This is a genomic window from Sulfurospirillum sp. E15m (assembly GCF_059415145.1).
This window is the reverse complement of the sequence record NZ_JCAHZS010000003.1, coordinates 135797-160338: the sequence shown is the minus strand read 5'-3', so window position 1 is coordinate 160338 and position 24542 is coordinate 135797. Positions and strand designations below refer to the sequence as shown.

The 24542-nt window shown below is 40.2% G+C and carries 23 protein-coding genes; 12 read left to right on the top strand and 11 right to left on the bottom strand.

All coding sequences use genetic code 11. The features are described 5' to 3' along the window. Positions 1-3: 3 nt before the first annotated feature. The 5 genes from AC5SLP_RS06340 to AC5SLP_RS06320 all read left to right on the top strand — a co-directional run bounded on the left by AC5SLP_RS06340 (position 4) and on the right by AC5SLP_RS06320 (position 4987). Positions 4-1803, top strand: a complete 1800-nt coding sequence (locus tag AC5SLP_RS06340) for a TRAP transporter permease (protein WP_495254408.1) — start codon at positions 4-6, stop codon at positions 1801-1803. Positions 1804-1848: 45 nt separating this feature from the next. Beyond that, a complete protein-coding gene (gene nudC, locus AC5SLP_RS06335) occupies positions 1849-2655 on the top strand; it encodes an NAD(+) diphosphatase (RefSeq protein WP_495254311.1) in 807 nt (268 codons plus the stop codon). Positions 2656-2723: 68 nt separating this feature from the next. Beyond that, the gene (gene msrP, locus AC5SLP_RS06330) at positions 2724-3650 is read left to right on the top strand and encodes a protein-methionine-sulfoxide reductase catalytic subunit MsrP (RefSeq protein ID WP_495254310.1); all 927 of its coding nucleotides are present in this window, start codon (positions 2724-2726) and stop codon (positions 3648-3650) included. Continuing rightward, the gene (locus AC5SLP_RS06325) at positions 3647-4192 is read left to right on the top strand and encodes a ferric reductase-like transmembrane domain-containing protein (RefSeq protein WP_495254309.1); all 546 of its coding nucleotides are present in this window, start codon (positions 3647-3649) and stop codon (positions 4190-4192) included. The genes msrP and AC5SLP_RS06325 overlap by 4 nt, the downstream gene beginning before the upstream one ends. A 63-nt stretch (positions 4193-4255) precedes the next feature. Then, entirely contained in the window at positions 4256-4987 is a 732-nt protein-coding gene (locus tag AC5SLP_RS06320; RefSeq protein ID WP_495254308.1) for a type II restriction enzyme NmeDI-related protein, read from the top strand. 71 nt (positions 4988-5058) lie between these two features. Here AC5SLP_RS06320 and AC5SLP_RS06315 read toward each other — a convergent pair whose 3' ends face one another. After that, the gene (locus tag AC5SLP_RS06315) at positions 5059-7041 is read right to left on the bottom strand and encodes a TonB-dependent receptor (RefSeq protein WP_495254307.1); all 1983 of its coding nucleotides are present in this window, start codon (positions 7039-7041) and stop codon (positions 5059-5061) included. Between the two features lie 204 nt (positions 7042-7245). Here AC5SLP_RS06315 and AC5SLP_RS06310 point away from each other — a divergent pair, with 204 nt between their 5' ends. After that, positions 7246-7845: a LysE/ArgO family amino acid transporter gene (locus AC5SLP_RS06310; RefSeq protein WP_495254306.1), complete on the top strand. Its 600-nt coding sequence runs from the start codon at positions 7246-7248 to the stop codon at positions 7843-7845. A 63-nt stretch (positions 7846-7908) separates the two neighbouring features. Here AC5SLP_RS06310 and AC5SLP_RS06305 read toward each other — a convergent pair whose 3' ends face one another. Together AC5SLP_RS06305 and AC5SLP_RS06300 are read right to left on the bottom strand one after the other, a co-directional pair. Continuing rightward, positions 7909-9519: a methyl-accepting chemotaxis protein gene (locus tag AC5SLP_RS06305; RefSeq protein WP_495254305.1), complete on the bottom strand. Its 1611-nt coding sequence runs from the start codon at positions 9517-9519 to the stop codon at positions 7909-7911. Positions 9520-9708: 189 nt separating this feature from the next. Next, positions 9709-10614 (bottom strand): AraC family transcriptional regulator, encoded by a 906-nt coding sequence (locus tag AC5SLP_RS06300; protein ID WP_495254304.1) that lies wholly within the window; start codon positions 10612-10614, stop codon positions 9709-9711. A 134-nt stretch (positions 10615-10748) separates the two neighbouring features. Here AC5SLP_RS06300 and AC5SLP_RS06295 point away from each other — a divergent pair, with 134 nt between their 5' ends. Continuing rightward, entirely contained in the window at positions 10749-11390 is a 642-nt protein-coding gene (locus tag AC5SLP_RS06295) for a flavodoxin family protein (RefSeq protein WP_495254303.1), read from the top strand. A 49-nt stretch (positions 11391-11439) separates the two neighbouring features. Here AC5SLP_RS06295 and AC5SLP_RS06290 read toward each other — a convergent pair whose 3' ends face one another. Further along, positions 11440-12027: a DUF2179 domain-containing protein gene (locus AC5SLP_RS06290; protein ID WP_495254302.1), complete on the bottom strand. Its 588-nt coding sequence runs from the start codon at positions 12025-12027 to the stop codon at positions 11440-11442. 153 nt (positions 12028-12180) lie between these two features. Here AC5SLP_RS06290 and AC5SLP_RS06285 point away from each other — a divergent pair, with 153 nt between their 5' ends. From AC5SLP_RS06285 to AC5SLP_RS06275, 3 genes are read left to right on the top strand one after another with little or no spacing between them, the layout of a single operon-like run. Continuing rightward, positions 12181-13029 carry a phosphate/phosphite/phosphonate ABC transporter substrate-binding protein gene (locus AC5SLP_RS06285; RefSeq protein ID WP_495254301.1) on the top strand — a complete coding sequence of 283 codons (849 nt, stop codon included), beginning with the start codon at positions 12181-12183 and terminating at the stop codon, positions 13027-13029. Beyond that, positions 13026-14498 (top strand): sensor domain-containing diguanylate cyclase, encoded by a 1473-nt coding sequence (locus AC5SLP_RS06280; protein ID WP_495254300.1) that lies wholly within the window; start codon positions 13026-13028, stop codon positions 14496-14498. The genes AC5SLP_RS06285 and AC5SLP_RS06280 overlap by 4 nt, the downstream gene beginning before the upstream one ends. Next, positions 14488-15306, top strand: a complete 819-nt coding sequence (locus tag AC5SLP_RS06275) for a phosphate/phosphite/phosphonate ABC transporter substrate-binding protein (RefSeq protein ID WP_495254299.1) — start codon at positions 14488-14490, stop codon at positions 15304-15306. The genes AC5SLP_RS06280 and AC5SLP_RS06275 overlap by 11 nt, the downstream gene beginning before the upstream one ends. A 27-nt stretch (positions 15307-15333) precedes the next feature. Here AC5SLP_RS06275 and AC5SLP_RS06270 read toward each other — a convergent pair whose 3' ends face one another. From AC5SLP_RS06270 to AC5SLP_RS06245, 6 genes are all read right to left on the bottom strand, one after another. Beyond that, positions 15334-15882 (bottom strand): hypothetical protein, encoded by a 549-nt coding sequence (locus tag AC5SLP_RS06270; RefSeq protein ID WP_495254298.1) that lies wholly within the window; start codon positions 15880-15882, stop codon positions 15334-15336. A gap of 125 nt (positions 15883-16007) precedes the next feature. Next, entirely contained in the window at positions 16008-16205 is a 198-nt protein-coding gene (locus AC5SLP_RS06265; protein ID WP_495254297.1) for a YwbE family protein, read from the bottom strand. Between the two features lie 64 nt (positions 16206-16269). Then, entirely contained in the window at positions 16270-18057 is a 1788-nt protein-coding gene (gene recQ / locus AC5SLP_RS06260) for a DNA helicase RecQ (protein WP_495254296.1), read from the bottom strand. Next, entirely contained in the window at positions 18058-18561 is a 504-nt protein-coding gene (locus tag AC5SLP_RS06255; RefSeq protein ID WP_495254295.1) for a PaaI family thioesterase, read from the bottom strand. After that, positions 18558-19028: a hypothetical protein gene (locus tag AC5SLP_RS06250; RefSeq protein ID WP_495254294.1), complete on the bottom strand. Its 471-nt coding sequence runs from the start codon at positions 19026-19028 to the stop codon at positions 18558-18560. The genes AC5SLP_RS06255 and AC5SLP_RS06250 overlap by 4 nt, the downstream gene beginning before the upstream one ends. 30 nt (positions 19029-19058) lie before the next feature. Beyond that, positions 19059-20375: a DEAD/DEAH box helicase gene (locus tag AC5SLP_RS06245; protein ID WP_495254293.1), complete on the bottom strand. Its 1317-nt coding sequence runs from the start codon at positions 20373-20375 to the stop codon at positions 19059-19061. Between the two features lie 194 nt (positions 20376-20569). On the opposite strand from AC5SLP_RS06245, the gene AC5SLP_RS06240 reads away from it, so the two are divergent. Beyond that, complete coding sequence (locus AC5SLP_RS06240; protein ID WP_495254292.1) at positions 20570-21400, top strand: PhnD/SsuA/transferrin family substrate-binding protein; 831 nt, start codon at positions 20570-20572, stop codon at positions 21398-21400. Continuing rightward, positions 21400-23334: a diguanylate cyclase domain-containing protein gene (locus AC5SLP_RS06235; protein WP_495254291.1), complete on the top strand. Its 1935-nt coding sequence runs from the start codon at positions 21400-21402 to the stop codon at positions 23332-23334. The genes AC5SLP_RS06240 and AC5SLP_RS06235 overlap by 1 nt, the downstream gene beginning before the upstream one ends. Here AC5SLP_RS06235 and AC5SLP_RS06230 read toward each other — a convergent pair. Continuing rightward, the gene (locus AC5SLP_RS06230; protein WP_495254290.1) at positions 23327-24541 is read right to left on the bottom strand and encodes an ArsS family sensor histidine kinase; all 1215 of its coding nucleotides are present in this window, start codon (positions 24539-24541) and stop codon (positions 23327-23329) included. The two genes, AC5SLP_RS06235 and AC5SLP_RS06230, sit on opposite strands and share 8 nt — an antisense overlap. Between the last annotated feature and the right edge of the window lies 1 nt (position 24542).

Genomic DNA, 24542 nt, shown 5'->3' with positions numbered 1-24542 from the left:
GTGATGAATAACGCATCTTTGAAGCTACCCTCTTTAAACTATACACTGGTAGCGCTTTTAGCATTGTTTACGGTTTCGTTTCATGTCTATTTGATTTTTACAGGACTTATCCCTAATCTTATCAGCCGTCCTATGCACCTTGCACTTGTCTTACCGTGGGTATTTTTACTGGGAAAAGATAACGTTTTACCCTTTACCCGTTACATGGGCTATGTCATTTTAGTGTGCGCCCTTTTAGCGTCGTTTTACATCATCGCGTTTCAAAATGAACTCAGCGACCAATACGGCTCATTAGAAGGTTGGCTTCAATACGTCATCGCATTTACCTTACTCATTGGCGTTTTAGAGATGGCACGTCGCTCCATTAAACTTGCCCTTCCTTTAACGGCAACCATTGCGCTTTTGTATGGCATGTTTGGACACTATATCCCGGGAAATTTTGGACACCAAGAGATTCCTTTGGAGAGTTTTTTAGGGACATTAGTGATTGCAGAAGGCGGCATCTATGGCTCATTAACGGGTATTTCAGTGAATGTGGTAGCTATATTTGTTATCTTAGGCGCTCTTGTGGGAATAGGTGAAGGCGGCAATGCCTTTATGGCGATGTCCACCAAATTAGCAGGTCGCCTAAGAGGTGGTGCGGCAAAAGTTTCCATCTTGGCTTCTGCTTTTTTTGGCTCCATCTCAGGCTCTGCTTCTGCCAATGTTGCTTCCACAGGAGCGTTTACGATTCCTACGATGAAACGTCTTGGTTATCCAGCCAGCCTCGCTGCCGCGGTTGAGGCGGTTGCTTCCACCGGTGGGCAAATCATGCCACCTCTCATGGGAGCAGGAGCGTTTATCATGGCGGAACTTTTGGGAATTAGCTATGCGAATATTATGGCGGCGGCTATTTTTCCAGCGATTCTTTTCTTTTTTACCGTATGGGTGGGCATGGATGTTTTTGCACGAAAATATAACCTTGTTGCGATGAGCAAAGAAGAGATTCCACCGTTACGTCTGGTTTTAAAACTCAGTCCCTTTTTCCTTCTACCCTTTGGCGTGCTCCTTTATACCCTTGTCGCGCAAAATAGAACGCCTCAGTACTCCGCGGCATTGGCTATTTTTGTCAGTATCGCATTATTGTTGGTCGATAGAGACTGGAAACTTTCATGGCAAAATTTCATCACCAAATTTTTTGATGCGTGCATTACCGCTTCAAGGCAAATCGCCTCTATCGCTTCGGTGATTATTTGCGCGGGCATTGTTATCGGCGTTTTAAATATCACAGGTGTGGGTGTTAAAATCACCTCGGCAATTTTGTACCTTTCGCACGGACAACTTTGGCTTGCCTTGGTCTTAACAGCACTTGCGTGTTTGATACTTGGCATGGAAGTCCCTACAACCGCGGCGTACATCATCTGTGTTTCGGTTGCAGGACCTATTTTAGAAGAGTATGGACTCTCTTCATTGCATGCGCATCTTTTTATCTTTTGGTTCGCCCTACTCTCCACCATTACACCACCCGTGTGCGGGACGGTTTTCATCGCCGCAGGTATGGCGCAAACCCCTTGGCTTGGTGTTGCGGGGAAGTCCATGAAACTGGGTGTCGGGCTTTACATCATTCCTGCCGCCTTTATTGTCAATTCCGTGCTGATTTTTCCACAAACTCACTTTTTCTTAGCGCTTCTCGCCTTTTTCAAAATCGCTCTTGGGCTCTTTTTCATTTCATACGCACTGGTTCATGACAAACACTCTGTTTGGGTACGTTTAGGCTTGGCACTTGCTGCTTTTGTTATCACATTTTATCCTCTTAATGCCTAGAGGATAGATGTTTCATGCATCTTTACATGTAAAAGGAAAATCATCGTGAATCATTCCATCGTCCCTTTTTTTAAACCAACAAAACACCATCACGAAAACATCATTTTGGCTTTTGTCGGCGACATGCTCCTCACACTTGAAGCGACCACAGACCTTCCAAGTAAAGAGGCACTTAAACATTTGGGTGAGCCTTTACACACCTATGACATTGCGCAAAGTGAACAATATACTTTTAGCCTGCATCTTTGGGAAGAGAGTGTCCTCGTTCCAGAGCCATTGCAAAAGACCAACCTTAGAAGCATTTTGAACATTGTTCCAGAACACCTTTTTGAGCCTTTAAATCGTGCCAAACAACTGGTACATTGGCTCCAAGACAACCAATTTTGCGGACGCTGTGCAACACCGCTTCGTTATGATGCGGTGATGTCTTCACTAAAATGCCCTAACTGCGGGCTGATGACGTTTCCCAAACTCTCTCCTGCTTCCATTGTCCTTATCACACGCGGAGATGAAATTTTGTTGGCACGTTCACCGCATTTTGCCAAAGGCGTTTACAGCCTGATTGCCGGATTTGTGGAAGCAGGTGAAAGTGCAGAAGCCTGTGCCATTCGTGAAGCAAAAGAGGAAGTCGGACTTGAAATTGAAGACTTAGAATACTTTAGCACGCAGTCATGGCCGTTTCCACACTCTTTTATGATAGGCTTTTTCGCCAAATACAAAAGCGGTGAAATCAAAATTCAAGAAGAAGAGATAGAAGATGCGAAATGGTTCACCAAAGAGACACTTCCTATCATGCCTTATAGCACCAGTATTTCGTATAAAATGATTCAAGCATGGCTTGATAAACAGTAATTTTTTTCATTTAACTTTTATTGTTACTTCTATGTTACAATGGGGTATATGCTGATAAGGAGTGAATTATGAAAACGCCTTACATTACCCCTGAAGCCCTTTTTGAGGCACGCCGTCACTTTTTAAAACTGGGTGCGGGTGCGCTTGTGAGTAGCACTGTTATTTCCAATTTATTGGCTGATTTACCCCAAGAAGCACGTTTAAACTATACCCCTGACCCCAATCCTTTAAAACTTACGCCAAACACCTTTGAGCAAGTCTCAAACTATGTCAATTTTTATGAGTTCTCTACCGATAAAACCGCACCTGTCAAAATGGCGCAAGTGATGAAACTCAAACCGTGGAGCTTAGGATTTTTCGGCGAAATCAAAACCGAACAGATGGTCGAAGTCGATGACCTCATCGCCAAATTTGGACTGGAAGAGCGCATTTATCGTTTTCGTTGTGTTGAAGGTTGGTCGATGGTCGTACCGTGGATTGGCTTTCCGCTGTCTAAACTACTCGATTACTTAGAGCCAAACAGCAATGCAAAATACGTCAAATTTACCACACGTCACGAACCCGACATTTTCCCTGACCAAGCACGTGGTCTTTTTGCCTCCATCAAACACCCGTATGTCGAAGGCTTGCGTATGGATGAAGCGCGCCATCCGCTCACGTTTTTAGCTGTCGGCATGTATGGCAAACCGCTTCCAAAACAAAACGGCGCACCTATTCGTTTGGTCGTTCCGTGGAAATACGGCTTTAAATCCATTAAGTCGCTTGACCTTATCGAGTGCGTTAAAGAACAACCCTTAAACACATGGCAAGCGATGGCGCCTGATGAATACGGCTTTTATGCCAATGTCAATCCAAGCGTTGATCATCCACGTTGGTCGCAGGCTAAAGAGCGCCTCTTAGGCAAACTTTTCAAGCAAGACACCCTTCTTTTTAATGGTTATGAAAAAGAAGTAGGACATCTCTATGCGGGGATGGACTTAAGGAAAAACTTTTGAAATGGCTACTGGCTATCATCGCACTGCTTCCACTTGGCGTTGCGTATTTTAAATTAGAAAGTGCGATTGACCCCATCAAAATGCTCTATCATTACACGGGCGTTGGGGCAATCTCACTGCTTTTACTCTCGCTTTTCCCCTCATCATGCAAACGAATCTGTCACCTCAATTTTATCAAATACCGCAAAACCATCGGCTTACTTGCGTTTGTTTACGCACTTTTACATGTAAGTGTTTTTGTCATTTTAGACAGCGAACTTGACTTCATCACCATCGTTGAAAAAAGCCTCAAAAAACCCTTTATTTACGTGGGAACAATTGCTTTTATCATCCTCCTTTTGATGGCACTCACCTCGTTTAAAAAGCTCTTCGCAAAGTTTTTAAACTACCATAAAGCAGTCTATCTCGCCTTAACCCTTGCCCTGCTTCACAGCTTCTGGGCGCAAAAAGTCGCTGGTCTTTTTGAATACAGCGTCGTTGCTATCGGTATAGTGCTTTTAGGAGAGCGGGTTTTGGCGTGGAGAAGAAGTTCACACTCTTAAGTAAAACACAACGTGCTATTGGTTATCATAAATCAATCGTTGAAAAATTTTTTAAGGTCAAGAATGAAGCAATATGAAGCGGTGATTCAAACATTGGAAAAATTGGGTGGGAAAGCTACATTGGGTCTGCTGAACCAAGAAGTTTTAAAAATAAAAGAATGTGAATGGAAAACGAAAACGCCCTTTGCTTCTATTCGACGTATTGTGCAAGAAAGACCAGAAATTATAAAGATACGACCAGGATTATGGGCGCTTAAAAGCTATCTTACACAGCTAGGACTTACTCCAGAAACACAAAAGAATAAAAATTCAAATGCTATCAAAGAAGAAAATCATACGTTTTACCAAGGGATGATTGCTGAACTTGGACATAAGCAATCTTTTGAAACATTTATCCCAAATCAAGATAAAAATAAACTATATCTTGGCTCGCAAAAAAGTGTTAAACTAGATGAGCTTCGTTCCTTTAAAACGATGCCTTCGTTTAGTTATCCTTCTTTGGTTCAACGTGCGCAAACGATAGATTGCATCTGGTTTAATGACCGCAAAATGCCTCATAGTTTTTTTGAAGTAGAACACTCAACGGATATTCAAAATTCCTTACTTAAATATACTGATTTACAAGACTTCAATGTAAAAATGTACATCGTTGCTGATGAAGCACGCAAAAATGAATTTAATACAAAACTAAATTATGCCGCTTTAAAAAGTATCAAAGAAAGAGTCAAATTTATTAGCTACGAGGACATCACTCAATTACATACCAATGCTTTTTCAACTTCCATAAAACTCTAAATTTTTTACATGTAAAAATTTTACAACTAAAAGCCGCCACTCATCTTTTAACCGATGAGTGACGAAAAGCATTAAAACGCATAGTGTAGATTTATATACGCGTAGCGACCTGGTTCATTGATGAGCATCAAATCGCCATCAACCCCTGTAATCAGCGTTAAATCTCTGTACGTGTTGGAAACGGCATAGGTTTTATCGAAGATATTGTCCATACCAACGGTCACATCAAAGTGTTTGGTAATTTGGTAGTTGTACTTGACGTTAAATACAGCGTATCCGGCAAGTTCTTGTTCACCATTGTCACTGTCGATGGCACTCCAGCGTTTTGCCGCCACCATCTCTGTTTTCAATGCGTGCTCACCGGTGTGATACGTTAAAGAGGTAACGGCGCGAAGTGGCACGATGTCGGCTAAGTCTTTATCGCTTTGGCCTGCGAGTGGTTCGTCTTTAGTGCCTCTTAGATAACTCATTCCATAATTAAATGTTAATGTACTGCTGATATCATAATAAGCATCTAAACTCGCTCCATAAATCGCCGCATCGACATTGACGTACTTGAGAGCATTGGCGTTATAGTAGATATAATCTTTCAACAAAGAGTAAAACACTTTACCTTTCACGCCAAAGCCATCATAATGCGTCTTAAAGCCTGCATCGGCCTCATAGTTCGTTACTTGGTCCAGTATGCCTGTCGAATTGGCCGGATGGTATAACTCTCTGGCGTCAGGAACACGTGAAGCTTTACCAAATCCGATAAAATAATCCACATTGTCGTTTGCTTTGTAGGTTAATAGTGTGTTGGCAGAAAGTGCATCGTAGTCGCTTTCATAACGCTCAACCATCGCTTGTCCGACACGATGCGCTTTAATGGTGGTATCATCGTAGCGTGCGCCTACTTGAACATTAAATTTATCAATGTTTTTGGTGTATTGCGCAAACAAAGCTCTATTGGTTGTATCGACATCAGGAATTGTTTTTAAATCCATCTGACTTGAAATCGCCCCTGTCGCGACCGATGTCATATAGCTTTCGCCATCCCAATTTCGCTTGCTCACATCTATGCCGTATGTCAGTTCGCCGCCGCCTACATCCACGATATTTTTAAGTTTTGCACCTTCCATTTCAGTATTCATTTTGGCAGTCATGTACATCATAGAGCCAGTTACACGCTCTTTCGTGGACATCGGATGATCAACTTTAGAACGATACGCTTCCAAACTTAACTCTTTAGAGAAGGTTCCTAAATCATAGAAACTATAACCAAAAGTATAAATGTCACTGTTATCATAATCTGCATCCATCGTACGTGAAGGGTACAAAATATTGTCACTTCGGTTGAGCGTGTAACCTAAACGAATCTCTTGATTTTCCACAGGATTAATGAACACTTTGCCCATAAATGTCTTTTTCTCATACGCTTTCAAGTCTGGATTAATATATCTTTTCGTAGGGTCATTGAGTAAAACTTGCTCGGCAAGGGTATTGCCATTGCCATCTTTGTACTGGTCGCTCTCTTCGGTTGAAGCGCTAAAGAGAACACGCACATACTCATTTCCGCCACCCGCACTGGCACTGGCTTTTTTATAGCCGTAACTTCCCATACCAAGGTTTACATCGGCATTGAGTTCTTTACTTGGGCTTTTTGTCTCCGCCACGACCAAACCGCTCAGTGTTCCAAAATGTTCCACATCGTAAGGGCCTTCAACAATTTTGACATTTTCGATATTGTCAGAGTTGATATGCGTGATAGCAGGGTCCATACGATTTGGGCAGCCGCCATAAATCTTAGCTTCATCCATCAAGACATTGATATTATCTCTTTTTTGCCCGCGTAAGATAATATCATTTGCAACACCACTGCCTCGAATCATCGTGATAGACGAACTATTGCGAGAAAGTGCATCGGCAAGGTCTGCTGATTTTAGCTCTTCACCACGAATATCATTCACCTCTTTTGTAAGCGTTTCACCCACAACCGTAATAGCACCCAAATCAATCGTTTCTGCCATTAAAAACGTCGATACGACCAAAGACAATCCTACAATCTTATTCATACAACCTCCCTTTATTTAAGGGAAAGAGTATAAAGGCACTGTGTTAAACTACTGTTAAATAACTAAAAGCATCTATAATTATTGTCATTTAATCGCCACCATCACTGTGACATCAAAAGATTTACATGTAAAAAATACCGAAAAATTGCATTCAGGTTTCTTTTGTGTTACCATAACCACTTATTTTTAGTAGAAAGAACTTTTATGAATGCTTTTATTTCCGGTTTTAGTTTAGGGTTTTCGCTGATTTTAGCCATTGGGGCACAAAATGCTTTTGTACTAAAACAAGGTATAAAAAAAGAGCATGTCTTTATCATCTGCTTAGTGTGTGCCCTTTCCGATGCTGTTTTGATTTTTGCAGGGGTTTCAGGCTTTGGGTATCTAATAGAGCAGTTTCCATCTTTGCAAACCATTGCAAAATACGGAGGATTTGCCTTTTTATTGGTGTATGGGCTCAAGAGTTTTTACTCTGCGTGGAGTATGACGCATGAGCTAAACCCTTCAACGCAACTTACCACTTCTTTGAAAAAAACCATTCTTCTGACGTTAGCATTTACATGGCTTAATCCCCATGTTTATCTAGACACCGTCATTTTATTGGGTTCTGTTTCGACGAAATTTGGCAACCTAGCACCGCTATTTGGACTCGGCGCGATGAGTGCTTCTTTTACGTTTTTCTTTAGTCTAGGCTATGGCGCAAGGATTTTAACGCCTCTTTTCCAAAAGCCCCTTTCATGGAAAATTCTTGAAGTGCTTATCGGTGTTGTGATGCTCTCTTTAGCCTTTACGGTACTTGGATTGTAGGAGGAGAGAACGTTTTCACGTTATCTCCTCAGCAAACGCGGAGTTAGAGGAGTATTAGCGCAGTTACGATTTAAACTGGTTCAGTTTACTATTAAGGTTTTCAGCCAATTTAGAGAGGTGGTCTGCTGCAGAAGCGATTTCTTCAACACTTCTGGCATTTTCACTGGTCAGTGTGTTAATATTATTCACCATTGTGATAATTCTATCGGTATCACTCGCAATGCGAATCGAATTTTCAGCACTGGTGGTTACTGAAGTCACGCTCTCTTGCATCACACTTGATGTTCCTAGTATCGTCTCTTCAACACCCGTTGAAACATCAGAAAGTCGCTGAATATTTTTGGCATTTTTACCCATTTGCTCGGAAGAGTCCACAATAGATTGCACGATAATATTAATCGTCGCGTTAATCTCAGTCAGTGATGTTTGTGTACGCTCAGCGAGTTTGCGTACTTCATCGGCAACAACGGCAAAACCACGCCCATGTTCGCCTGCACGAGCCGCTTCGATAGCAGCATTAAGTGCTAAAAGATTCGTTTGGTCGGCGATATCAGAGATAACGATTAATATCTGTTTGACTTGTTCCGCATCATGGCTCATCTGCTCCAACTTCGAAGCTAAAGCTGTTTCTGCTTCACTGGCAAGGCCTACTTCATTACGAAGCCTAATAACTTCATTTTTCGCATTATCAAGTTTTTGACCTGCATTGGTGATGCTTTGCTTCATCTCTTCAGAAAGTGTTGCTGTCTCTTGCACAAAGCTTTTAATCGTGGCAATCTCTTGAATAGTCGTCTCAACGATAGACGTACTTTTTTCTGCGTTGCGCCCTATTTGCATACTGGTCGAACTGAGTTCATGCGATACGGAAGCATTTTCGCTTGAAGAGTTTTTGGCATCAACGATGGTCTGCTCCAACGTGGTCACTAAAGCGTTAAAACTATCGGAGATATCTTTTAGCTCATTCTTTTTGTCGTAATTGATTCTAAAATTAAGTGCTTTATTTTGGACAAATGCGCCCATACTATCGCGGATAATATGCACACCTTGAATGATATTGCGTCGAATCGAAAAGCCTATCACAAGGAGTACCATCACAGACGCCAAAGAGACCAAAACCATAATGATTGTCGCACTGTTTTTTTCGCTGATGGCGTTATCTGCCCCTTTTTTCGCAAGCTCTGCGTTATACTGCATATGCTCTGCTAATGTCTGTGTTAAGTTTAAAATGACCTCTTTATTGGCACTTACCATGGCATTTACTTCTGCTTGTTTTTTTTCACGTGACAAACTGATTAAGTTTTTTAAAAGAACAGAATATTTATCCAGTGCTTCGTTGTCTTTTTTGAAAAGTTCTCTGTCTTTGTCATCAGAAAGGAGCAGTTCATACTGTTTTAAACTTGCTTTGAGTGCGATATTGGCTTTTTCAATGTTTTTTTCGACTCTATCCCACTCTTTTGCTTCAGATTGAGAGATATGTTCCCATATATCAAGTCTTAATGTATAGGCATTGCGCATAGCATCATTCAACGCTAATACACTAGGCAGAGAATTGACATTGCTGTAATTTGTCTCTTCAAAGACTTTGTCCATTTTTAGAAAACTGATACCAAAGATAACACCTGTGGCAAGGATTGCGATGGCAAGCATCATTAAAAGCTGTTTTGAAATACTCATGATAAACTCCTTTGTGTGTTTCCATGAGAAAATCATAACAGTGCAATGTTGCAAACGCGTTATATTTTAAATTATCACAATAATATCATCAAATGTGTGTTCAAAAGAAGCGATGAAAATCAGAGTAAAGTATCAGGTATGCTTTACATGTAAAACGAATCCAAACGTTCACTATAAAGAGATTTCTCTTTAAATTTCCATGTGCTCTGTTGCGTGTTTAGTATCGGTTCTAGGAGGTAAGCCAAACATACGCGTGTACTCTCTACTAAATTGTGAAGGGCTAGCGTAACCAACTTGGAATGAAGCGGTTGCCGCATCAACATGTTGGCTTAAAAGGAGTCTTCGTGCCATTTGAAGGCGCACTTTTTTTTGGTATTGTATGGGTGTAAGGGCTGTTACTTTTTTAAAATGTCTGTGAAATAAAGAGTTACTCATACCAAGGCTATGTGCCATATGCGAAATACGTAAAGGCTCTTCAAAATGCGTGTTGATTTGATGAATCGCTTGCATAATACGATGAGCGTAACTTCCCATCGTTGCAAACTGTTTGATAAACATATGAGGATGATGGTCCAAAAGACGGTATAAAATCTCTTTGGTAATTAAAGGGGCGAGTGTGGGAATCATTTTGGGAGTGTGAAGAAGCGAGATTAAGCGAATCAAGGCATCAAATAAAGCTTCATCCATTCTTCCCATTACCAATGCACACTCACATTTTGTCGTGCATGTTGGTTGGAAAGAAGTGTTCATATCTCTGACCGCTTCCATAATTTCATCAAGATTAAATGTCAGTTTGACCGCTAAATACGGTGACGTCTCATTGGCATCTAAAATCTTGCCATTGAGAGGTAAATGCACCGATGAAATGAGATACGACGTTGCATCATACGTGTAAAGTTGGTCGGCAAGATTAACCTGCTTTGCACCACGCGCAATAAAACAAACCGAAGGCTCATAAATAGAACAGGTAAAATCAGATGATTGAGAAATGCGTGAAAGACTAAGTCCTGGAATCTCTGTCTGCGTGACACCATCGTGTGTCATCAGTGCTTCTAATCGTTGAATCAATGTGGTACGCTCTGTCTCAAAATGCATAAACAATCCTTTACATGTAAAAGAGAATTGTACAGCATTAGGCAATAAATATCTATGAATTATCTATCGGTTTTATTGAGACTCATGTTACAATTCAATCAATTAAGTACCAAAATATAGAGGAGAAATAAAAAATGAAAGTTGTCGCCATCAATGGTAGCCCAAAAAACAATGGAAACACGGCACAGTTAATTGATACGATTGCGCAAGAATTAGCCCATGAAGGCATTGAAATGGAAGTGTTGCATGTTGGCAACAAAACGATTCGCGGCTGTTTTGGCTGTGGCGGCTGTGCAAAAAATCAAGATGAACGCTGTGTAGCCAAAGATGACGAATACGTCAATGTATGCATCCAAAAAATGAAAGAAGCCGATGGTATCATTCTTGGAACGCCTGTTCACTGGGCTGGCATTGCAGGAACAATGAAGTCGTTCTTAGACCGAGCTTTTTATGTCTCCTCTGCCAATGGCAATCTATTCCGTCATAAAGTGGGCGCAAGTATCGTCGCTGTTAGACGCTCAGGCGGTGTGAGTACCTTTGATGCGATGAACCACTACCTCACTTATGCTGAGATGATTATGCCGACCACAAACTATTGGAATGTTGCGCACGGAAGAGTTCCGGGTGAAGTGCATGAAGATTTAGAAGGTATTCAAATAGCAAGAGTGTTGGGAAAGAATATGGCGTGGACACTTAAAATGGTGCAATCGGCGAAAGAGCAAAACATCATTCCACCGATTAAAGAAGCAAAAATTATGACCAATTTTGTACGCTAAACTTTTACATGTAAAAGCCCTAAGACCTGCCTGTTTTAGGGTTTCTGTCTTATTTTCTCATACCTCGAAATAACTGGCTAAAACGTGAACGTCGTGAAATTTCTGTTGGAAATGTTGCGTCACTCACATGCCTGACATCCTCAATCGAATAGACTGCTTGGGGATTGTAATGTAAAATAATCGGTGTAATAATTTTAATGTTAGAGCGTTTAATCAGCGTGAAAACGATATTCACAGCACCGGTATTGCCTTCTGCATCCGCAACCGTTACACTGTATCCTAACGTTCTTAGAGCTGAAACCAACGCTTGAGAATCACGCTTCGTGATAATACGTACAACCACCATGCCAATCGCCAAACGGTTTTCAATATACATTCCAAGGTAATTCCCCAAAGAAAACCCGAGTGCATATGCGATAAAATTGGTTGCATTGGTAAGATTTGCCATAACTTGCGTAATTGCCGCCAACCAAATGCTGACTTCAAAAAAGCCAAGAATCGGCGCCCAAAGCCTAAAACCTTTGGCAATAAAAATAATACGCAATGTCCCAATGCTGACATCGCACACCCTTGCAAGCGCAATGAGTAGAGGAATACCATAGATAATAAACCACTCTTGATGGATAATTTCATTCATTGTTTAACCTCGCACATTGAAGTATATTTTTTCATTATAACACCTCCACTTTAAACCAACCCATTGATGCAAGACTTAAAAAATAGACATTTATAAAAAAAGGTGTAACCAAAATATGTTACAATCATTATAATATTCACTAATGAGAAATAGATGCTTCTAAAATTAAGTCTTCTTTGTTTTTTTATCTGGACAAGCCTTGGAGCACATGAGTATATTTTTGCGATGTATCCATCCAATAACCCTTCCAAAATCATTCAAGCCTTAACTCCTTTAATGAATTATTTGCATGAAAAAAGTGGCGATACCTTCAAACTGATTGTCACTAAAGACTATGACGAACTGACACAGCGCATTAAAGAAAAAAGTGTTGATTTTGCATGGATTAATACCAAAAATTACGTGCTGATTAAAGAACAAATCCCTTCCCTTCATTACCTTGTTACCTACCAAGAAGTTTCAAAATCAGGGAAGATAACGTCTTATTATCAAGCATTTATCGTCTCATTAAAAACATCTCATATTCAGTCCCTTCAAGAAGCAAAAGAGACAAATTTTGCCTTTACCGATAAAGACTCGACCTCTGGGTATGCATATCCTATGATGATTTTTGAAGATAACCATATTGAGCCATACACGTTTTTCAAAAAAGTCTTTTTTCTTAAAAAGCACGATAAAGTCATCGAAGCGCTCATCAATCACTCCATTGATATAGGTGCGATGTCCGATGGAACATATTATAACGGGCTTGCAAAATACGGTGATATTTTCAATGTTGTTGCCACCTCACAGCCCATTCCCCTCGATGTCATCATCGCAACCGACACAATCTCAGAAAGCGAATGCAAAAAAATAACTTCACTCCTAGAAGACATACCGTTAAAGTCTCCATCAAATCAAGCTCTAGTAGACCATTTAGGATGGAATAGCGCCGGATTTGTAAAAAAAGATGAAGCATTTTATGAAAATTTTAGACAGATACTACACGCGCATCATCAATGAAACTGTATAATAAAATCCTCACACTAACCATCATTCAACTTGTGGCTATTTTTATTTTTGGCATCTACCAAATCCAATCCCTTTACCTCACTCAGCGCAAAGCATTTGACCATAAAACGCTCATTCAAACAGAGATGGTTCAAGCACGCTTTGAAGAGATGATTCAAAATTTACAAAAAACAGCCCATATTTTAATGAACTCTCAAGAAGTAACAACGGGCGTTATCAGTAATGACACCGATTTGTTGTTCAACTGGGGAAAACTCTTTTTAACTTCAGCCAGTGATAAAATCCATTTTATGGATTTAAACGGTATTATCATCAGCAGAGGCGAAGCAGAATATCGCTTTGGTGATGATGTTTCCAAAACACTTTATTTTCAACAAGCACTCAATAACGATACATTTTTAGGGATTGATACCATTGATAAGCAAGAGTGTTTGGTGTATGCCGCACGTATTAAGCAGTACGGCGAAAAGCCCATTGGCGTGATTAGCGTTGCGATTGCCATTGACCATCAGCTTTTGGATAAAATGGTTATAGGCACCAATATGAGCATTACCTATCATTCAGCGTATCAAAACCTTTCAACCACCAACGGCAGAAGACTCTTTAATGCTTCTTCTTTGCAAGTCAGTCTTCAAACCGTTGGAGAACAAGAAGCCACATTTCGTATAGGGCTCACATCCGAAGAAGAGCTCAGTGCCCTAGAACAAGCCCGCACCCATTTTTTACTCGGTATCGCTCTAGCGTTTGTGGTGCTCTTCATCGCTTTACATTTTATCTTACTCAAACATCTCAGAGATTATGAAGACTTAACCCAATTACTAATAAATTTTTATGAAAACCACATCACCATCAAAGATGTTATCACACGAACGCAAAAAGTGATTCATGACCGTACCGCGCCTGAAGTTAAAAAAATTGCGGAAGCCTTGTTTAAAATGAGTCAAAAAATAGCCGATACCCAAGAGGCACTTGAAAAACTCAGCACTACCGACCAACTCACATCTCTTGCCAATAGGCGCAAACTTGAAGAGTCTTTGGAGCATAAACTCAAAGAGGCCAACAGAGGGCTTCAATTTTCAATTATCATGCTCGACATTGACCGTTTTAAAACCATCAACGATACCTATGGGCATGAAATTGGAGACCGTGTTTTAGTGCAACTATCGCAGACCATGCATCAGGCGATGCGAGGCAGTGATATTGTAGGACGTTGGGGTGGAGAAGAGTTTTTACTTATCTTACCCGAAACGCCTTTGCAAGGTGCTCTCGTGCTAGCGGAAGAGTTGCGTGAAAAAATCGCTACACTCACATTTGAAACCTATCCACATGCTGTGACAATTAGCCTTGGTGTCGCAACCTACCGCGCACAAGATACGTCAAATACCCTTTTACATCGAGCAGATACAGCGTTATACAAAGCAAAAAACAGTGGAAGGAACAAAGTGTTTCATGAAGATTAAAACGATAATAGTCCTTTTAATATGGCTATGTACCGCACCACTTTTTGCTCAAGATAAACTGGTATTTGGTGTCAATCCTTATCGAAATCCTGAAGAGCTTCGCGCACTTTATAGTGAATTGATTGCGTATTTGGAAACATCATTGCATAAAGAGATCATCTTTGTTATTTCTAAAGATTATGACCATCTTACAAATTTGATTGAGAATGGTTCCGTTGATATTGCCTCTGTCTCTCCTAAACTTTTTGCTTCATTACGACAGAAAAAAATCAATGTACACTACCTAGCGACACTGGAGATGCTCAACGAAAACGCTCAAAAAGAGAGTTCTTACCATGGACTCATTGTGGCACGACGAGAGAGTTCTATTCGCACGCTCAGTGATTTAAAAGGAAAAGTGTTTGGCTTTACCGATGTTGGATCTACTTCTGGGTATTTGTACCCACATTTTTTACTGAAACAAAGCGGTATCGACTCTTCGCATGATTTTAGCAAAACGTTTATGCTCAAAAAGCATACAAAAGTATTGCAGGCTCTCTTAGAAAAATCGATTGATGCAGGCGCTGTGGCAAGTGGAGCGTATTATAATTTATCCAAAGATGAGCAAAAGAAGATTCGTATTATTGCTATCAGCGAAGAGATACCACTGGATGTCATGCTTGCTTCTTCAAAGCTCAATCCAACGTTACTAAAGCAGATTCAACAAAGTCTTATGCATTTTTCTTCTCAACAAACCAAAAACGATGCGATTGTGGGTTTTACGCAAAAACCATTGGATTTATACGATAGACTCCATATGCTAGAATAATCTTAAAAGATTTACATGTAAAACATTTTATGGCGTAACCACACGCCCCATAGCGATTGCATGTTCACTGATTTTTTTACTTTTATCAGACCAATACAGTCCATTAGGAACACCGTGTTCATCCACACGAAACCACATCGTACCAATGCCAATCCCCGTACGTGTTTCATCACGACTGTCATTAGCATGTTTTCCTTTACTCGAATCCATGATACGAATTTTATAGCGTCCATCGGCTTCAAAAATAGGTTTTTCATAGACCATTACCACATGCCCGGTATCGGTTTTATGAAGCGATGGGTCATACTTCCATGCGATAATATCGCCTTTGTCCAAATCAACAATCCGACCAATGCCCATCCATCCATCTTTGACTTCCGATGCACTTAACGCATGTAAAAATTCATAAAAATTTTTAGCAAGTGCTCGCTTATGAGGAGCATCGATGGGTAAAATTGCATTGGCTTTTGGGGAGACTTTTTCAATAACAAAACCGATAAAAGAGGAGCAATCCACATTATAAGTACCGTTTATTTCATCAACAAAACGCTTATGTTCGTACGAAGAACGCTTCATTGTATTATAGATCTGTTGAGAGGTTAGAAACACAGAGGATTCCGTAGCAAAAAGAAGCGTGTTAAAAAAAAGTATTCCAAGAAATACGCGTTTCATTTTTTGAAAGAGGTACATCATGTCAATTTTTAGAGAATAATCTCTTTGACGCGCCCTACTTCGCCACTCTCCAAACGCACTTTAATGCCGTGAGGATGGTTGGCGGAATTGGTTAAAATGTCTTTCACGACACCTTCTGTTAGTTTGCCACTGCGTTGGTCTTCTTTTAAAACGATCTGCACTTTCACACCTTTGTGGATGTTACTGCGAATCTGTCCTGCGCTCATTTTTATCCTTTACATGTAAAAGTGTATTGTACCCTATTGCACATTTTTTCTTTACATGTAAAACTTACGAAAGCTTTGCACACAGCTCTAAAAACGCTTCGCCATAGCGCTCAAACTTCACTTCACCAATCCCACTGATCTCTAACATCGCCTCTTTATCCAGCGGCAATTTTTCTGCCATCTCTTTAAGGGTTTTATCGCTAAAGACGACATACGGAGGAATGCTATTTTCTTTCGCAATTTCGGATCGCAACGCGCGTAACTTCTCAAAAATGGAGAGCTCAAACGTACCCAACACAACCTTTTTGGCTTTTTTGACTTTTTGACGCTCTTCCAAACGTTTTGCATGAATGCTGACACTTAAACGCTCTTTGATGATTTGAGCGCCATATTCACTCAAACTCACTACGCGGTATTCGCCCACATTGAGCGCACCTAGCTCCATCAATCGATCGCCGATGCTGAGCCACTGCGCTTTGGTTTTATCGTTGCCGATGCCAAAAACAGAAAGGCTTTGGTGTCCGTTTTGCTCGATCTTTTCACTAGTAGCACCCATTAAAACATCAACCACATATTGCAGTCCAAAACGCTGCCCCGTTCGGTAGATGCTTGAGAGAAGTTTTAACGCTTCATGCGAAATGTCCACACTCTGCTTTTCACCATCGATGCAGTTGTCGCACCGCGTTTTACATATAAGAATCGTATCGTCAAAATAGGCTGCGATTTGTTGATGTCTACACACTTGCGATGAGGCAAATTTTGCCATTGCTTCGAGCTTTTCATACGCAACTGTTTGGTACTTTGAAGCGGGCTGTTCGCCGATGCGACGCTTGTGCCCCACGATGTCCGAGTTGGAAAAAAGTAGCAGGGTCGAAGACGGCAAGCCATCACGCCCTGCGCGCCCGATCTCTTGGTAATAGTTCTCGATGGTTTTAGGCAGAGACATATGTACCACAAAACGAATATTGCTCTTATCGATGCCCATTCCAAAGGCAATGGTTGCCACAACGACCTGAATTTCATCGTTTAAAAAAGCGCGAAACGTCTCATTTTTCTCTTCAGTCGGAAGTCCCGCATGATACGCACGTGCGAGGATATTGCGTGTGCTTAAAAACTGCGCCAAACTTTCCGTCTCTTTGCGACTTAAGGTGTAAATGATGCCGCTTTCATTTTCAAACGCACTCAAAAAAGAGAGAAGCTGATCGCGCCCGTTGGCGTTGCGATAATCCGCGTTGATAGTGAGATTATCACGTTCTACTTTGGCACGAATGATGAGAGGATTTGAGAGGCTGAGCTGATGCAAAATATCGTGCTCAACGATCTTCGTCGCTGTCGCGGTAAACGCGGCAATGGGTGTTTGAGGAAAGTAAAGTTTAAGACGAAAAAGTTGTCGGTAATCTTCCCTAAACTCATGCCCCCACTCACTCACACAATGTGCTTCATCAATCACAAAAAAATTAATCGGAAGGGTTTGCAAAAAGTGTAAAAAGGACTCACCTTTTAAGCGCTCAGGGGCAACGTATAACAGTTTAATCTCACCTTTTTGGCACGCTTGCATCGTCTCTTGGATTTCGTGGGGAGTTTGCATGGAAGAAATCATCGAAGCTTTGATACCAAAGGTAGAAAGTGCGGTGATTTGGTCATGCATCAAGGCTAAAAGCGGTGAAATTACCACGCTCAGTCCTTCCATCACGAGTGAGGGAAGCTGATAGCAAAGTGACTTTCCAGCCCCTGTGGGCAAGATCATCATAATATCTTTGTGCGCTAAGATAGCATTAACAGCCTCTTCTTGATACGCTCTAAAATGGTGGTGTCCAAAGACACTTTGAAGAATGCGGTACGGCTCAGTCACTTAAAGGTCTATCTCGTCTTTATCAATACCATCACTAGGAAACCACTCATCTGCGATAAAATCGTTTTCGACGATTTGATTTACATTACGTTTCATATAGCGACCTGACGCGGTAACGGCGACGTCACCATTAGGTAAAATGAGCTCACCCGTACCTTCAAAAATGCGCCCTTTATCGCTCACAATGCGTCCGATAACCTTGAGTTCAACATCCAAAGGAACGGGCTTTTTGTATTTGAGGTTCAGTTCTATCGTCACGCCAAAACTCTCTTGACCGTAATGCGCCATAATCGCCCTGCCAATCGTTTCATCCAAAATCGTTGCGGAAATACCGCCATGCAAGATGCCCGGGTAACTTTGCAGATACGTATGCGGCGTAAAATATGCCACAATCTCTTTGTTTTCCAGTTCATAAAACTTCGTTTTTAATCCAAAAGGATTTTGTACGCCACACACCAAACAGTTTTTAGAAATATGCTGTTTTCCCGTTACTTTAAATTTCACGCCCCTACTCCATGTACCTTTTCAAGCTCTTTTCGCACCTTGGAGTATAGTTTTAAATCAATCACTTTATAGCTTTTAAGTAGTCCATCTAGCAGAGCATAGTTCAGTTCTTCTTGATTGTCTTTATCGTTAGGCACGATTTTATCTTTGACATTACAGTTGTTGCAAAAATCAAAAACATTGGTCATATTCACTTGATAATCCAAACGATGGGCAAGGTCGTTTTTAAGCTTTCGTGTCTCATTCATAATGACAAATTCGCTCTCACTGACAATCTTTAACGCTCGTAGCTCTTCAAGCAATTTAAACTGTGTCATACTGCGTGATGAACTTGGAATCAAAACTTCTGCGACAAACTCATAATACGCTTCAATGGCAAGGACCATCATATAAAGATTTTTACCCAGAGGACTTTCCTCTTTTTCGATAAAATCTTTAAAATAGTGCAATTTTTGCATCTCAATCATTTCCAAACCTTTTTTATCTATCAAAATTTTTTACTTGACTTTACAGTTTTTAGCACCAATGCCACAACTTGGAGCTTGTTTCGCTTTTTTGGCTTTTGCCGCTTTAATCTCTTCGCGTTTTTTCTTGAGTCCTATAGGGCGTTTATTGGCTTTTTCACGCTCAATCTTTGCTTTAATCGTATGTTTTTTCGACTCTTTTTCCAACCAAACTTTTGTTTCAAACCCCGGATAAAAATCTGCTTTGATAGCGTATTTTAAAATCTTTTCAATCTCTTTGAGTTTCGGTTTTTCGTCTTGGGAGACTAAAGAAATCGCCATACCTTCTTTGCCTGCACGCCCTGTACGTCCTGCTCGATGCATATAATCTTCTGCATCGCCTGGAAGTTCATAGTTAATAACATGCGGCAAATCTTCAATGTCAAGTCCACGAGAAGCAATGTCTGTGGCAACCAGAACACGAATTTTATTCTCTTTAAATGCCACAATGGCTTGTGTACGTTTAGAGTGGGCTTTATCGCCATGCAAGACAAGCGTTTTTAAACCGCTCTCTTCGAGGTATTTTCCAACCTCATCCGCACTTTGTTTGGTTTTGGTAAAGACTAACACTTGATGCCAATTTTGAGAGCCAATCATAAAAGAAAGAAGTTCACACTTGCGCTCGGCATCGACAAGATAGATTTTTTGTTCTACTTTTTTAGCAAAATCGCCTTGATTGTTGATGTCAATTTTAATCGGTTTTTTCAAACTCATCTCAGATAAACGCTTGAGTTGTTTTGACATGCTGACAGAAAAAAGTAGGGTTTGACGTTTTTTACCAAGTAAAGATAACAGCATTTCCACTTCATCCCAAAAGCCCATATCTAAAATGCGATCCGCCTCATCAAAAATCAACATTTCAACACGCGAAAGGTCCACATTATTGAGCTTCACATGCTCCAACAAACGCCCGGGTGTTGCAATTAAAATATCCACGCCTTTTTCTAATTTTTTCACTTGCGGTGTAAACTTCACACCACCATAAATCGCAACGCTACTGAGTTCGGTATATTTTCCATAGGCTTGCATGCTTTGCCATACTTGAGACGCTAATTCACGCGTTGGTACAAGAATTAATGAACGAACGACTTTTGAAGGTGTTGCTTTTTGGGTTCGCTTTGTCAAGAGATGCAAAAGCGGTAGTGCGTACGCTGCTGTTTTACCGGTACCCGTTTGGGCTGTCGCCATCACATCTTTTCCCTCTAGTACCGCAGGGATTACTTTTGTTTGTACTGGGGTTGGTTTGACATAACCTAGCTCATCAACCGCTTTTTGAATGACTGACATTAAGCCTAGCTTTTCAAATACCATCCTATTCCTTTTTACTATTTTTGATTGTGTAATAAGCTTTTATTGTATCTAAGTTTTATTGAAAAGAACATTGCTGCAAGGTAAATGAACTAGGAGTCAAAGCTAAGTAAAATTGTGTACTATGTTCTTAAAGTTGTTATTTATTTATCATACTGTATCATCTAGTAACAGAAAAAAGTTAAAAGTGAGACACTATGCGTGGCTTAGCTCATATATTGTTTTTGATATACTTTTTACTGATACCTCTTGAAGCAAGACCTTTGGTTTTTGCGCCACTTCCCTATTCTCATAAAGAAGACCTTTTTGAAGATTTTTCGCCGATGCTTCGTTATTTGGAGCAAACGCTTCATACTTCTATTACGTTTCGTTACGAATCAAAATATAACCATCTCATTGAAGCGTTTGTACAAAACAAGATTGATATTGCCTATTTAGGACCTTTACCTTTGCGCATTTTAATGGAAGAATTTCCAGATGCTTTGCCGCTTGTCTCTTTTAATGAAAAAAATGGAAAACCAAATTATCGTTGCGTTTTAATCAAATTTCCAGAAGATACCATTGATGCGAGCAAACCCAAAACCATTACGGTTTCTTTAACACAACCGCTCTCAACCTGTGGATACTTTATGAGCGATATACTGCTCAACTCTTCTTTGCATTTACCCTTAAAAAAGGTACAGTACCGTTATGTCAATAGCCACGATGAAGTAGCCCTTTCTGTGATTAGGGGCGATTATTTACTTGGTGGTATGAAAGAGAGCCTTGCGCAGGAGTATTATTCGTTAGGATTACGCATCTTTGCATACTCTGATTTTGTCCCGGGATTTGCGCTGGTTATCAACACTCAAACGGTATCGCCTGAACAAATAAATGCCATCAAACAAGCATTATTGTCTGCCCCTTCTTCTGTGTATAGCACGTGGGGGACATCTATTTCACATGGAATGAGTGATGCACGTAAAGAAGATTACTTGCGTCTTGATATTAAAAAGTTGAGTGAAATTCCTCAAAAAGGTAACTTTTAATGAAGCATTTTTGGATAACATTTATTGCCGTTTGTTTCACCTATTTTATCTTTTTTACTAACGCGTCTAGCCAAAAAGAACATGAGATAGAGATACTCTTAGGCAGTAAAAATAAAAGCCTCGAATCTTCGTATAAAGCTGTCAGCTCGATGTATCAAGTTTCCATTGAAAATTATTTTAAATATGTCATGATGCAACCTGCCGTCCTTGAGATTTTAAAAAAAGCCCCAAAAGCCAATGAAGAAGAAAGAACGCTTTTACGAGGCAAACTGTACCGATTGTTGTATCCGATTTATCAACATGAACTTCTCAAACATGGCATTCGCCAGTTGCATTTTCATACCGATAAAGGTGAAAGTTTTTTACGATTTTATCAACCTACGGAAAATGGCGATTCACTTTTTGATGTGCGACCAACGATAAAAAAAGCAGCAACAGAACATAAATTTGTCTCTGGATTTGAAGGTGGGCGTGTATATCCTGGATTTCGTTATGTCTATCCTATTATGGATAATCAACTCTTTTTAGGAACCGTCGAATTATCGCTTTCATATGAACGCATCGTTTTGGAACTTTCAAAATTATTGACGTGCAAATACTATATTTTACTGCTCAAAAAAGATGTCACAACCAACATAGCCTTTGAACAACACCAAGAACATTTTGTTCCATCAACGCTGTCGGATTTATATACCATTGAGAACCCTAAAATATCTATGCTGAGTGCCCAAGCACTTGAGTCCTCATTGATTGCTCGTTTAGATGCGCTGATTAAAAAGAATTATCATGTAGAAGAATTACTCGCACGTGGTCAAAACTTTTCACTCCCTGTCATTGATGATGTTCAAGGCTATTGCGTTAATTTTCATCCCATCTTTACTATTGACAATACCTTAGCAGGCTATGTTACGACGTATGGAGAATTACCAGAACTGATAGAAATCACTACAAAATATTTTTATGTCTATTGTGTAGGTTTTTTTGCCATAAGCCTATTATGGATAGGCGTTTATCTCCTCTTAGTACAGCGAAAACGCCTTTGGGTTGAAAAAATGCAGTTTGAAACCATTGTGACAAGCTCAGCCAATGGTATCATGCTCTTACATGCCGATGGTACGATTAAATTTATTAACCAAGCGGGGTTGTCCTTGCTTGGGTACCATGAAAAAGAGATGATAGGACAAAACGCGCATCAACTTATTCATGTTCACAACACAGCAGACCCTCTTTATGTCTGTCCCATTTTAAAAAATATGACACTTGAAAAACACTATATTGGGGAAGAAATTTTTAGCAAGAAAAGCGGCGAACATGTGATTGTCCATATCAATCTAACCCCTTTTTTACAAGACAATAAAGCAATTGGTTCCGTGCTCATTTTTCGTGATGTCACCGATGAAAAAAGAACAAAAGAGATGATTGAACATTTAGCGTATTACGATTCACTCACCGAACTTCCCAATCGAAAATTGCTGCTTGATCATTTGGCATACACCATTGCAGCGACAAAAAGAACACATGAATATTGTGGTCTTTTGTATATTGATTTGGATAATTTTAAAACGCTCAATGATACCAAAGGACATGAATACGGCGATTTGCTTTTACAACAAGTTGCGTCACGTCTCAACAAAACCTTGCGCCTTTGCGATACGATTTCGCGTTTTGGAGGGGACGAATTTGTCGTTTTAGTCACCAAATTGGGTAACGATGAAGAAGAGGCACACGCAAAATTAACCCATATTGGCTATAAACTTTTAAATGTTCTTGATGAGCCTTTTGCACTCAACGATTACGACTACATCTGCACAGCAAGCATCGGCGGTACGCTCTTTGTCGATGAAAATAAAACCATCAACGACATCCTAAAAGATGCCGATTTAGCGATGTATGAAGTGAAAAAAAGCACAAAAAACGAAGTAAAAATCATTTAAAAAAAATGCTAAACGTGTTGTAACCCTCATCATAACTAAGCGTTAATTTAAACTGCTGTTTGGTTAAAATCTTCTGAACGATATTTAATCCCAAACCAAAACCTTGCGTATTGCGTGTATTATCTCCTTGCGCAAAAGGCTCACAATAATACGCTAAAGAGTGCTCTAACGCCTTGCCATAACTTTTTACATGTAAAACATTTTTGGACACTTCAATTCGAATGGGAGAGCGCGTTGTGTACTTGAGCGCGTTATCAATCAAATTCTTAAGCGCTATCGCCAAATAATTTAAATCGCCCTCTATGCTGAAATTTTCGTTGATAGCAATATCTACTAAACGTTCATCCTCAATCATGAGCTTGCTCAAAGCCTCAGAAATCAGTGTTTCAACATTGAAATGCTGCACATTGAGCTCTTCCATATTGGCATTAATACGCTCAATCTGCAACAATTCATTGGTCAGCATATCAATTTGGCAAATGGCTTTTTGAAGCAATTTTTGATGTGCATTGTGTGGCATCATTTCCAGAGCCAATTTTGATTTGGCAAGGGGGGTTCGCAATTCATGACCGATATCGCGAAGCAATTGCTGGCGCGAATGCACCAATGCTTCAATGTTGGAAGCCATAGCATTAAAGGTATCGACCAGTTTGCCAAGCTCATTGGAGCCTTCGGGTGACATTCTTACATGTAAATCGCCCTCGCCAAAGCGTTGTAATATGTGCGTCATTTTTTTCAAAGGAAACAGTAGTTTAGTGATCATCAAAAAAATCATCACTAAAACAGCGATATCCGCATAAATAAGATACCCTACTTTGTTATGATCTTCTAAATACTCTGCTTGGTCTTTCGCTTTAACACGAATGACTTCATCTAAGTAAGTCATGATAAGCATCGTTTCATCATGACTGTCTTTGACAATTTTGATTGCGCCAAAAGAGCTCTTTTGCTCATAAACAACGATTTCATTTTCAACGTTATTGGCATTAGAGACCATTTCAAATCCCAGCGCTTGTACTTTTTTAGCAAGGCTTGCCTCATCGTTGTTTGCGAGGTCTTTAAAGAGTTCATTAGAGGCTTGAAGGTATTTCTCTTTCAGTAACGATTCCATCTTCGCTTGGGTAAGTTGATTGGTCTCTTTGGCTACAAAAAACATCAAAGCAAAACTCGCAAGAAACAGAAGAAACAGTTTTGTAAAAATAGACATA